Annotated in this window: 8 protein-coding genes; 5 read left to right on the top strand and 3 right to left on the bottom strand. The window is 43.7% G+C overall.

The window, feature by feature from the left end:
• Window positions 1–476: 476 nt before the first annotated feature.
• Entirely contained in the window at window positions 477–1250 is a 774-nt protein-coding gene (locus tag R7Q46_RS01205) for an oligogalacturonate-specific porin KdgM family protein (RefSeq protein ID WP_017634227.1), read from the top strand.
• A gap of 76 nt (window positions 1251–1326) precedes the next feature.
• On the top strand, window positions 1327–2892 hold the full coding sequence (locus R7Q46_RS01200) for a polysaccharide lyase family 7 protein (RefSeq protein WP_213871161.1): 1566 nt from the start codon (window positions 1327–1329) through the stop codon (window positions 2890–2892).
• A gap of 470 nt (window positions 2893–3362) precedes the next feature.
• Here the strand turns inward: R7Q46_RS01200 and R7Q46_RS01195 are convergent, their stop codons facing one another.
• From R7Q46_RS01195 to R7Q46_RS01185, 3 genes are all read right to left on the bottom strand, one after another.
• Entirely contained in the window at window positions 3363–5114 is a 1752-nt protein-coding gene (locus tag R7Q46_RS01195; protein WP_213871160.1) for a polysaccharide lyase family 7 protein, read from the bottom strand.
• A 322-nt stretch (window positions 5115–5436) separates the two neighbouring features.
• Window positions 5437–7602 carry a heparinase II/III family protein gene (locus tag R7Q46_RS01190; RefSeq protein WP_213871159.1) on the bottom strand — a complete coding sequence of 722 codons (2166 nt, stop codon included), beginning with the start codon at window positions 7600–7602 and terminating at the stop codon, window positions 5437–5439.
• Window positions 7603–7604: 2 nt separating this feature from the next.
• Window positions 7605–9770: a heparinase II/III family protein gene (locus tag R7Q46_RS01185; RefSeq protein WP_213871158.1), complete on the bottom strand. Its 2166-nt coding sequence runs from the start codon at window positions 9768–9770 to the stop codon at window positions 7605–7607.
• A gap of 421 nt (window positions 9771–10191) precedes the next feature.
• On the opposite strand from R7Q46_RS01185, the gene R7Q46_RS01180 reads away from it, so the two are divergent.
• From R7Q46_RS01180 to R7Q46_RS01170, 3 genes are all read left to right on the top strand, one after another.
• The gene (locus R7Q46_RS01180; RefSeq protein ID WP_005450851.1) at window positions 10192–10527 is read left to right on the top strand and encodes a cupin domain-containing protein; all 336 of its coding nucleotides are present in this window, start codon (window positions 10192–10194) and stop codon (window positions 10525–10527) included.
• Between the two features lie 34 nt (window positions 10528–10561).
• Window positions 10562–11494, top strand: a complete 933-nt coding sequence (locus tag R7Q46_RS01175; protein ID WP_005437155.1) for a sugar kinase — start codon at window positions 10562–10564, stop codon at window positions 11492–11494.
• A gap of 78 nt (window positions 11495–11572) precedes the next feature.
• Window positions 11573–12196, top strand: a complete 624-nt coding sequence (locus R7Q46_RS01170; protein WP_005388506.1) for a bifunctional 4-hydroxy-2-oxoglutarate aldolase/2-dehydro-3-deoxy-phosphogluconate aldolase — start codon at window positions 11573–11575, stop codon at window positions 12194–12196.
• The last annotated feature ends 152 nt before the right edge of the window (window positions 12197–12348 follow it).

Genomic DNA, 12348 nt, shown 5'->3' with positions numbered 1-12348 from the left:
ACTCACACTAGATACAATGATTGCTCACTGAAGTGATGAATAAGTCACACAAAATAGTTGAATATCAACATCAATAAGAGCTGAACGTTTATGAGGTTGAGGGCTTTCTTTATAGAGAAACAGCAAAAACTAAAGGTGATTTAGGAAAGAAATTTGATTTCACATCAAGATTTTTGATTTTAAATCATTGAATTTACTGCTTTTTATATTTTTTAATTTTCTTCTTTATCATATGAAACGAGTTAAAACATTTCTCTGTAAGTGATGTCTACAAAGGTCGTTTTAGAATCAGACATAGCTAACACTTTTGAATATATAATAATACAAATTGTCAGTTGAGGGGCACTTACATGATTAATATCACAGAACTCTCATGATGAATTAACTAGTATTTGTCATACATTAATTCAATAGTGTTGAATCAGGTCCAGGGATTTAAGTGGTATCCCAAAAAATATATACAGAGAGATATAATCATGAAAGCAGTTACAACAATGTCCCTATTCGTTGCTTCCACATTAATGGCGGGAGCGGTTTCCGCAGCAACTTTAGACTATCGCGCAGAATATAAGCATGAGAGTGAAACTTATGCCCAACGTATCAAAATTAGTGGTAGTTCTAAAATTAACGATCAGACCAAACTGAACTTTGGTGTTGAACAAAAATTCCATAGTTACGACAACTCGCATTTTTGGGATCAACTCGTTGCTGGTGATTCTGAGTTTGATTGGGGAGTTCGCTACCAAATAAATAAACAATGGTTTATCCAACCAGGGATGCCTATTACTTTTGGTGATGATGACGAAAAAACCACTTATAAACCACAAGTTCGTGTTGGTTACAAATCCTCTTTTGGCTTAAGTACCGCTTTACGTTACCGACACGAATTTCAAGTTTATTCAGATGGTGCAGGTAACAAAACACTAACGGATGGTACTTCGGTAAGCGTTGCTGGGAAAACAGTTGAACAAGGTAAGTGGACACTGACAGGCTCTTACGATATGCGTCAGTTTGATAACGAGTACCTTGATAACGTCAAGCTGAGCTATGAGATCAACTACAACAAAAACTATGACGAAGTGCGTTTATCTGATTGGAAAGATTCTGAGTGGGATGCTGGCTTAATTGTTGGTTACCAAATGGGAGATTTCCGTCCTTACTTTGAATTGTGGAATGTCAAAGGTAAGGATGGTTCAACCACGGATGACCGCCAATTGAGAACACGCCTTGGCCTTAAATACAGCTTTTAACCCGAGTGTTATTGCCTAATTGTTGTTACAGCAAAAGAGCTGTTAATTCATTTTTATATTGTAGGTGTTAGATTACATGAAGCATATTTTCTTCAAAAGCTTGTTAGCTTCTTCTATTTTACTTGCTGTGGGCTGTAATAGTACGACGACCATGGTAGATCCATTTCCAAACAACCAAGAAACTGGTGCTGATATTCTGACTCCCGTTACGATAACGGCGAGTAGTCATGATGGTAATGTTCCAGAGCAGTTGTTTGACCAAGATATTATGACACGTTGGTCAGCAAATGGTGATGGTGAGTGGGCGATGTTGGATTACGGCTCGGTTTATGAGTTCGACGCAATTCAAGCCTCGTTCAGCAAAGGTAACGAACGCGTCAGCAAATTTGATGTTCAGTTTAGTACTGATGGTGAAAACTGGGTGACGGTTATTGAGGGTGCGCAAAGCTCTGGTCGCGCACTTGGCTTAGAGCGCTTCCAGTTTGAGCCTGCAGTAAAAGCACGCTATGTTCGTTACGTTGGCCACGGTAATAGCAAAAACCAATGGAACTCAGTTACTGAGTTAGCTGCAGTTAATTGCGGAATTAATGCCTGTCCGGCAAGTCACATCATTACTGATGACGTCGTTAACGTTGAAGCGGCTATGATTGCGCAAATGAAAGCGGAGCAAAAGGCACAAAAGGATTTACTCAAAAAGAATCGTAAAGGCGACTTTGGAGCACCAATCGTCCGTCCTTGTGAAACGACTGTGACGTGTGATCTTTCTAAAGCGATGCCTTACCCTACGTTACCGAAAGAGCCACTCGCTACAAATGCACCGGGTGAAAACTTTGACTTAACACGTTGGAAACTGACGACACCTTTCGACCATGACAAAGATGGTCGTGCTGATGATATTGATGAGTGGGACTTGGCTAACGGCTTCCAACACTCTGATATATTCTACACAGCAGATGATGGCGGAATGGTATTCAAGAGCTATGTGAAAGGCGCTCGAACTTCTGAAAACACTAAATACGCGCGAACTGAGTTACGTACCATGCTTCGTGCTGGTGATAAGTCTTACAGCACAAAAGGTGTAAATCCTAATAACTGGGTATTCAGTTCTGCACCAGTTGAAGATCAAAAAGAAGCGGGTGGTGTAGACGGTACGCTTGAAGCGACTCTGAAGATTGACCACGCAACCACAACTGGTCAGTCGCATGAAGTTGGCCGCTTTATTATCGGCCAGATTCATGACAAAGATGATGAGCCAATTCGTCTTTATTATCGTAAGCTACCAGACCAACCAACAGGTACAGTTTACTTTGCTCACGAAAAAACCAAAACTGGAACAGAGGATTACTACAGCTTAGTGGGTGATATGACTGGTGAAATCGGTGACGATGGCATCGCGCTAGGTGAAAAATTCAGCTACATCATTGATGTGAAAGGCAACACAATGACAGTTACGGTAAAACGTGATGGTAAAGATGATGTTGTTCAAGTCGTAGATATGAGTGACAGTGGCTATGACGAAGGTGGCAGATATATGTACTTTAAAGCCGGTGTCTATAACCAGAATATGTACGGTAATCCAGATGATTACGCACAAGCTACTTTCTATAAATTAAAACAATCTTTTGGTAAGTACCAAGGCTAGTTCTATCACTTTTAGTTGATTGAAGTCCTTTGCCCTCAGCTTTGTAGCTGAGGGCTTTTTTTCTATAGAAGAATAAAACAGCTCAAATATTATTTTAATTGACATAGATAAATTAATTTAAAAATTTATCACCATAGATAGGTAATAATTATTGATTGCTTTTATCTTCTGACAATGTTTATTTTTAAGTGCTAATGTATATTAGAGTAGTTTAATTGGTTAAATTTAAAATAACTCAGCGTTAGGGTAGATAAATATCTCACGAAACTATAGAAGCTGTTTTTAAGCTGCCTAAGTGGAGGTTGATTTATATATTTATCGTAGAAGGAAACACTATGCGTGAAGCGAGTTGAATTGTGGTGTTCTAAAAGAAGAGGCCACGAGAAAATAAATTTCCCGTGGCGGCAGTATGAGCTTTGTTCGTTGCTTTAGAGCAAAGTAGCAAGCCTATTGCTAAGAGATTGAAATGACTATTGATGAAGAGTGCTCAAAGCACTAAAGCTCACATCAAAGATTTCTCCTCGATATGCATTATCAGGTTTAAACTGAGGGTAAATTCCGGCTTTGAAGTAAAACGCAATATCAGGCGACGCCCATCTTTCAGTAAGAGTATAGGACTTGTTGTTAGCGGTGTCTGAGTATGCTTCTCCCCACTTCAGTGTGTGCGAGACCATATTACTGCCATCTGCATCGTAGGTGGCTAAAAACAGTCCTTCCTTATCGGCACGGATCGTATATTGCCAGTCTTCGTTTACCGCGTAGGTACCAAGCTTAACACTGAATGCGTTGCAATCAGTACAGTCTTTGTTGTTATCAAGTTTGTAGTTATCGTTCAGAATAACTCGGACTGGCTTATTGTCACCTTTCCAAAGTAGCTTCACGAGTGCTTGGCTGATTTTCCAACCATGTATCTGGCCTACCACGACTTTTGGTAATTGACCGTCGATTTTAGGGTATTCGTTGATTCTTAGTGTTGCGTTTAGCGTATGCGAAGTTGCACCGGTACGACTATCTTCAATATACCAACTTGTCTCTTCATCGCTGGTGCTGCAATCCGGGGAGTTAGTACTGATGTAGAGCTCTCGCAACTCTGAACGGATGTAACTGGAGTTGGCCGTTGACGTGCCGTAACCCATATCGGCACGGAAATGCATGCTACCGTCAATAACATTGAAGTATGATAAATCAATCTCGCGTTGGTAAACGCTCTCTTCGTTAGACAGAGGATCTTTACTTGAATTACAACGCTCAGGCTCTAATTCAGCCGCGCTGTCACCGCCAAAACCATACCAATCATTTTTGCTTGCAGGAATGGTTAATTTCCAATCGTCAATATTCCAGGCTATTGAATCAGTATGGTCAGTTTTGGTTAGTCCTAGCTGCTTAAATTGTACCTTTGCTTCACCGTTTTCAAACTGGTTGTAAACTCCGGCTTTAAAGTAGCTCAGGAGGTGCTGCCAGTAGGATACATCTACATTTACCTTTTGCTCATCGTTCACTTTAATGGTTAATGTGTTTTCTCCGATTTTTACTTCGAATCGCGTGAATGCGTTGAGATCGGCTTTTCCTAAATCATAACGATCATATGATGTTGCATAACAATCTGATGCGCTAGAAGGTAGACTGCAATCTATGGCATTGTTCTTTACTACCGCCCAGTAATGACCAGTGATACTGTTTCGTTCTTGTTCCCAAACGATCCGTAACAAAGGGTGTGGGATAGCACCTATACCAGAAGTATCTGTGCCTTTGTTATGAATTTGCAGGAAAGTGACTTCATCGTGGTTTGCAGGGGAGCTAGCCATTGCAAGGTTAATCTCTGGTAATCGAACATCTGCATACAAAGTTCTAAAGACGCCTTGTTCTGAAATGTTAAAGTTTTCTCGCTCACGAACTTCTGAGCGCATTTTGTAGTTCGACATTTTAAAGACAAGGTAATTGGAATCCTTTTCTGCGTAAAAGTGGTCACTCTTATAATCCGAGAATGCTCCATTTTTGACGTCACTGTTTTTGTTTCCCTCCTCCCTATTGGGATCTGATACTTGTAAATCTGAATTACTCAATATGTTTTGAAATTTTGCTATTGAGTATGGTGCTACATGCTCTTGGTGTGGAATATTTGGTTTATCATCTTGGCTTGTAGGGGAGGTATTTCCTCCACACCCTATTAATCCAAGCCCAGAGAAGCTTATTAGAAGCAATTTAGTTGATTTTATAAACACAGTAGTACGTCTCTTACACCATTTAATATTTGTAATACAATATCATTTTAGTGTTATTGGGGAGTAGTTTAGTCATAAGTTAAATAGTAAAAGTGTTAATTAAATCTCAGAAGAGTTCTATATCTATAAGTGGTGTCTTTGATAAGGCGTAAGGTTAAGTTATGTCTGTTTTTCCTAAGAGTTATTAACGGTTTTACTATGATTAAACGCTAATTGATAAGCTCATGTAGAGTCATGTAAACAATCAAAAAAAGCCGAACATGACGTCCGGCTTTGAATTAGTTCCCGATTTTTACATTAATTTTTAGTGACTAGCTAAAGATTAAATTTGTGCGAATGCGCCTTCCCAAGTGTAAGTCACACCGTCGAACTCAACGCGATGTGCCGCGTTTTGCTTGTCTTCGTCTAGATTGCAGATAGCGAAGTGGTAAGCGTTGCCTGTGGTAGTTTGCAGACGAATCACGGTACCCACTTCGTTGTTGCCAATGACGGTTACTGACTCTACTAGGCCACGAGCGCCAACCGATGCTTCGATAGACTCGTTGAAGTAACCGTGTGTCTCTAGCACAGAAGCAAACACGTGGTTCTGACCAGATTGACGTAGGATCAGTGCAGGCTCGCTCTTCAAGTTGAAGTCTGGATCATTTGCGCCAGTGCGAGTGAAGAACACTTTGCCACCGTTTGTTGCGCTTGTGATTAGCGAGTAGTAACTGTTGTCGTGCAACCAACTAACAAGCGAGCTGCCTTGAACTTGGCCTGAACCTACATTCCATAGATGTTGGTAACCGTTGTCTTCGCCCATTGGACGCAGCGTACTTTCTACGTCGTATTCAAAGTCCGTACGGATGATTTGACCAGAGTAGTGCACTGGCAGGTCGTATTGGTGCTCTTGATCTGCTTCGATGCGGTAAACATCAATCACAAGTGGTTTTTCGAATTCTGGCAACTCAGCAAGAATGATGCTGCGCTGCATGTCTACACCGTTGTAGTAACCAGAAATACGACCGCTCATGCCTTGCAGTTTTTCGTCATCAGCTTTGAAGAAGTGCTTAGAACCGAACTTGGTTTCTGCTAACGCTGTGTCGAAGTTGTTTTGCGTCTTTTGGTCAACCGTTACTGTGTTGTGCGCGACTGTCTGCTTACAGTAAGACTTGTTCTCTGGGATGTAACGACCGCCAAATTTAGGCTCAACGTTTACCCAGCGACCAAAGCCGTAATCGTGCAGCACTTCATGACCGCGGTTAAATACGCTCAGGTGCAGACCATCGTAGTGACCGTGGTCTAGCGCTGAGTGGTACTGATGATCGCTGCCGTGTTGACCAAACCAGATAAGCGCCATTGTGTCGTCGTCTTGCTCGTCACGGTGACGAAGAATGCTTACGCCGCCTTTTTCACCTTCTGGACCGTCAGTTACGAATAGGCTACCCCAGTTGAATGGTTTGATGTTGTCTGCGGCTGCAACCGCGTCAGACAATGTTTTGCCTGAGATATGAACCCAAACGTCTTGCTGGTGGTCTGCCATACCAAGTAGCGTTTCAGACTGCTCGTAACGGTGGAAACATACTGACGTTGCCATGATTACGCCTTCATCATTGATCGAAATCGTCTTCGATGAATCGTTCAGTGCTGGCAAAGTACCATCTGGGAATGCCGTCTTAAATACTGCGTAAGACGTGGTCTTGATGACCGAGTCGTTGAACTCGTAAATACCAAGCTCAGGCTGACGACGTTCAATCGCTTCTGCGAATAGGTAGATTGGACGCAGCGAGAAACGGTGGTAGTAAGGACCTTCCATGTAGTAGCCATCTGGTGAGAACAGTTGGTCTAACTGAGCTAGGAAGCCGCCGCTAACTTTATCCAGTTTCAAGCCGTAAAGCGCTTTGTCGACTGCATCTTGATCGTTAATCGCGTAACCACAGATACCTACTGCAGCTACTGCCCACAGACCGTGGTTGTGTACGATGTCGAAGTCGTGACCGTAAGTGACTACGAACAGCTCAATCATTTGTTTGAACAGGTCGTTTTCAATCAGTGTTTTTTGCTCTTCTTCCAACGTGTGGTAAATGCAGCTGTACGCACAAGACGCGTATAGCATCCACATGTTCTCGTTCAGAGTTTGGTGGAAGATCTTACCCGGAGGATTAGAGTCACGGCTGGTGTTGCTTTCTAGCGTCGGGTAAACCTTCGCGTAAGCCGTTAGCATGTCCACGATGTAATCGCGGTATTTCTGTTCGCCAGTGATAAGGAATAGGCGACCCGCTAGATCAATGTGGATGTAGTTTTGCTTGTGACGGTTATGCTCGTAACCGCCACCTTCGCCGTGACCTGGAACTTCAATACCCACCTCGGCCATGTAAGCGTCAGTTTGTTTGATGTCACGTGCTAATGCATTTCCTAATAGGCTATCCGTGCCAAGTGCTTTGCTTAGTTCTGCCGCTTCTTCAAAGTTCATTAATAGCGGTTGGTAAGACTGGGTTTGGTAGCTCATTATTATTTCTCCTGCCCGAATGCGTTTACTTCTAGAGAGTAGAAGCCATTCCAGCTGTAGGTTTTACCGTTCAATTCTACTTGGTGTGGGGTTTGGTCGTCAGCGCCTAGCACATTGCTGATCATCACAGTAACTAGTGATTTTTCAGTCGTGATTTCTACGATGCTGCCAACGGCGTTGTAACCCACGACGCGGATATCTTTCACCTGACCACGTGCATTCACAGACTGCTCAAACTCTTCGTTGAAGTAGCCGTGTGTTTCTAGCACAGAAGCAAATAACGTCGATTCTCCCTTGCTGCGTAGAATGAATGCCGGTTCGCTACGTAGGTTAAAGCTTGGGTCATTGGCGCCAGTGCGAGTGAAGATTACTTCATTATCACCGTTTTGTTTCGCGCTGCTGCTTGTGCCTAACCAAGTGTAGTAGGTGTTGTTTTGTAGCCAGCTAACCAGCGCCGTATCTTGCACTTTGCCGCTTGCTACTTTCCAAAGGTGTTGGTAACCGAAGTCATCGCCAAGCGTGCTCAGTTCACCAAAGGTTTGGTAATCGAAGTTAGTACGTACGATTTGACCATCGTATTGATGAGAGTAGTCGTACTGATGCCCGCCTTCACCTTCGATGCGGTAAAGGTCTAGCAATAGCGGTGCTTCAAGCTCATCTAGGTTAAGCATGAACACACTGCGCTGCATGTCTGTGTTCGGGTAATGGTCGTTCGCAAACGCGCTCATACCGTTGATTTCAGTGCCTTCTACTTTAAAGAAGTGAGGCAAACCGTGCACTGAATCAGCGCGGTCTACATCGAAACCATTCTGACATTGCTCATCAATCGTTACCGCGTTGTGCGCGATAGTTTGACGTGCGTACGATTTGTTTTCGTCTAGGTAACGACCGCCGAATTTAGGCTCAACGTTTACCCAGCGACAGAAGCCGTATTCACGCAGCACTTCTTGACCACGGTTGAAGAAGGTAATGCCAAGCGTATCGAAGTTACCATGTCCCATGCCGTGTTGACCGTAGTTCATCACAAGCTGTGACACATCACCGGTTTTATCCTGCATACGGATAAAGCCTTGTGCTCCGTTGTTACCAGTTGGACCTTCGTTGAGCTCCACACTTGGCCAGAAAGGCATGCCGATTTCACGGTCTGCGATGGCTTTATCGTAAGCTTGAGAAAGCTCAAGACCACATGGGTGCATCCAAACGGCGTTTTGAATCTTCGCCATGCCTAGGATGTTGTCATCCATACCGTAGTGTTTGCTGTAAACGCTCACTGCAACTTGAACACCCATGTCGGTAATGCTCATGGTACGAGATGCATCGTTTAGGGCAGGGAACTCACCATTCGGGTAAGCCGTTGCCAGCATCGCTTGTACTGTGTTGCCAATCACTTTGTCTTTGTAGTTGTAGATGTCTACTTCAGGCATGTGACGGTGTACTACTTCTGCAAATACACAAGTTGGACGAATCGCATAACGATGGTAGTACGGACCTTCCATGTAGTAACCAGAAGGTGCGAACAACTGTGAGATTTGCGCTAGGAAGCCACCGGTATCATCACGATCTTGACCGTACACCGACATCTCTAGATATTCAGGTTTGCCAATAGCTAGACCACAAATACCAACAGCCGCAACTGCCCAGATACCGTGGTTGTGAATACGGTCGAAATCGTGCGCGTATTTCACGGTGAACATGTCTAGCATTGGTTCGAAAATGCGCTCAACAACGGCTGTGCGCTCTTCTTCTGTCATCACTGATGCCACGCAAGAGTAAGCAAGGCTAGTAAACATTAACCAACAGTGTTCATTAAGGATCTGGTGGAAAAGACGACCTGTTGGGTTAGTGTTTTTCTGTACGTGGAAATCAAAAGTGAGGTACTTCTCTGCGTAAATAGCGAGAAGATCTTTAACGAACTGCGCGTACTTTTCTTCTTGAGTGATCAAGAACAAACGACCCGCTAGGTTCATGTAGGTATAGTTTTGTTTGTGGCGGTTGTGCTCGTAGCCACCCGCTTCGCCGTGACCTGGTACGTCTAGAGGCAGACGCATGAAGGCTTCAAGTTCCTTGCGATTCGCTTCAATGGATTTGCCCATTAAGCTCGGCTTTCCGACTTCCTTTCTTAGTAGTTCGACTTCTGCTTCAGTCAACAAAATCGGTTGTGTAGTCATTTCTTTACCACCCTCAGATGAAGTGTGTTGTTTTCTTAAACTTTCTATAAAGTAATACAATATTAGGTTTGGGTGTAGTTTTTGTGGCAAAAAGGGAGAGTGAAATCACGCGAATTTAGCTAACCCATTGATTTGTATTGTTGTGGTAATCCTTGTTGTGACTGATGTTTCGGCGTTATCAATCGTTAAGTGGAATGCTTTAACGAGCACCGTTTGATGAATATCACATATTTTTAGATATATTGTATGACAATTAAAATAGATCAGATATGCTCGTTACCAATTCGACAGCAGACCCTTTCGCTGCGCGTTTCACTTTTATCAATACGACGCTTTTTTAAGAGAACCCTTTAATAAAAGCATGGTTAAGAATGAAGTGCCGTAGGGTTCGCTTTAATAGAGACTTTTTAGGAGTATGACGATGAATTCTTTCTTTGTATTAGATGAGAACCCGTGGGAAGAGCTAGGCGGCGGTATCAAACGTAAAATTGTTGCTTACACAGATGATCTAATGGCGGTTCACCTATGTTTCGACAAAGGCGCGATTGGCGCTCCACATACTCACGAGATTCACGATCAAATCGGTTATGTAGTACGTGGCAGCTTTGAAGCAGAAATCGAAGGCGAGAAGAAAGTACTAAAAGAAGGCGATGCATACTTTGCTCGTAAGCACATGATGCACGGTGCGGTTGCACTAGAGCAAGACAGCATTCTTCTAGATATCTTCAACCCAGCACGTGAAGACTTCTTAAAATAATCTATAGCGCAACCTCAGTTGCTAAGGTGACAACATGAAATCATTAAACATCGCGGTCATTGGCGAATGTATGGTTGAGCTACAGAAAAAGGAAGGTCAGCTAAAGCAGTCATTCGGTGGTGATACGTTGAATACCGCACTGTATTTATCTCGTTTGACCAAAGCTCACGATATCAAAACCAGCTATGTAACGGCTCTGGGTAACGATCCTTTTAGCCAAGAAATGCTATCAGCATGGCAAGAAGAGGGCATCGATACTAGTCTGGTTCTTTCCGTTAAAGAAAAGCAACCAGGTATCTATTACATCGAAACCGATGAAACTGGCGAACGTTACTTCCACTACTGGCGTAACGAAGCGGCCGCGAAGTTCCTATTCGAGCAAAACGAGTCTCCGCTATTAGTCGACAAACTTTACTCGTATGATGCGGTTTACTTGAGCGGTATTACATTAGCGATCCTTACTGAAGAAGGTAAGACGCAATTGTTTGGCTTCCTTGAGCGCTTCAAGGCACAAGGTGGTAAGGTTATTTTTGATAACAACTACCGCCCTAAATTGTGGGAAAGCCGCGAGAATGCCATGTCTTGGTACCTTAAGATCCTTAAGCATACGGATATCGCACTGCTCACATTTGAAGATGAGCAAATGCTTTACGGTGACGAGCATCTAGAACAGTGCATCGAGAGAACCTCTGCACTGGGCGTGGATGAAATCATCATCAAACGTGGTAGCAAAGATTGCTTGGTTGTCGCGAATGGCGAAGCGCAATACGTGGCGCCAAACAAAGTCGACAACGTGATTGATACAACAGCGGCTGGTGATTCTTTCAGTGCGGGCTTCTTGGCGAAGCGTTTGACTGGCGGCAATGCAGCGGAATCGGCTTACTCTGGCCACTGTATGGCTGGCGCGGTAATTCAACATAAAGGTGCCATCATTCCACGTGAAGTGATGCCAGATCTTCCTTTGTAATTCTTTTGCGGAGCGTTGAGTAATCGGCGCTCCGCAGTGATTTATTGAACTCAAGTTAACGACGACGAGTACACTCTTATGACGACATTAAACGAACAATTAGCAAACCTAAAAGTAATTCCTGTTATTGCCATCAACAAAGCAGAAGATGCGATTCCACTGGGCCGCACTTTGGTTGAAAACGGTATGCCTTGCGCTGAAATCACGTTCCGCACAGAGTGTGCTGCAGAAGCGATTCGTGCTATGCGCGCTGAGTTCCCAGAAATGCTGATCGGTGCAGGTACGATCCTAACTAACGAGCAAGTTGACCAAGCGATCGAAGCTGGTGTGGACTTTATCGTAAGCCCTGGCTTTAACCCTCGCACGGTTCAATACTGCCTAGACAAAGGTGTGGCTATCGTACCTGGCGTAAACAACCCAAGCCTTGTTGAGCAAGCGATGGAAATGGGTCTGCGTACACTTAAGTTCTTCCCTGCTGAGCCATCTGGCGGCGTTGGTATGCTTAAAGCATTAACGGCGGTTTACCCAGTGAAATTCATGCCAACAGGTGGCGTGAGCCTAGGTAACGTAGACGAGTACCTGTCTATCCCTTCAGTACTGGCATGTGGCGGCACTTGGATGGTTCCAACAAAACTTATCGATGAAGGTAAGTGGGATGAACTAGGGACACTGGTTCGCGACGCAGTAGCTCACGTAGCATAAGTGTCGTAACACCCCGATAAAACTAGCGAAAGAATGAAAAGCGAGCCTCAGTGCTCGCTTTTTTGTGTTTGAAAGTTTGAAAGAGGCGAGAGTTAAGAATCGCATTCATATAAATCCTACTTTCTATCAAATTTTTTCGAAACATCTCATTA

The organism is Vibrio sp. 811 (assembly GCF_033339195.1).
Note: the sequence above shows the minus strand (reverse complement) of the source record. Positions and strands in the feature narration are given on the sequence as shown.

Bases quoted from the DNA above. Each gene is read 5' to 3' on its own strand.
- R7Q46_RS01190 (WP_213871159.1), bottom strand. From the start codon at position 7,602: ATGAGCTACCAAACCCAGTCTTACCAACCGCTATTAATGAACTTTGAA.
- R7Q46_RS01170 (WP_005388506.1), top strand. From the start codon at position 11,573: ATGACGACATTAAACGAACAATTAGCAAACCTAAAAGTAATTCCTGTT.
- R7Q46_RS01205 (WP_017634227.1), top strand. From the start codon at position 477: ATGAAAGCAGTTACAACAATGTCCCTATTCGTTGCTTCCACATTAATG.
- R7Q46_RS01200 (WP_213871161.1), top strand. From the start codon at position 1,327: ATGAAGCATATTTTCTTCAAAAGCTTGTTAGCTTCTTCTATTTTACTT.
- R7Q46_RS01175 (WP_005437155.1), top strand. From the start codon at position 10,562: ATGAAATCATTAAACATCGCGGTCATTGGCGAATGTATGGTTGAGCTA.
- R7Q46_RS01180 (WP_005450851.1), top strand. From the start codon at position 10,192: ATGAATTCTTTCTTTGTATTAGATGAGAACCCGTGGGAAGAGCTAGGC.
- R7Q46_RS01185 (WP_213871158.1), bottom strand. From the start codon at position 9,770: ATGACTACACAACCGATTTTGTTGACTGAAGCAGAAGTCGAACTACTA.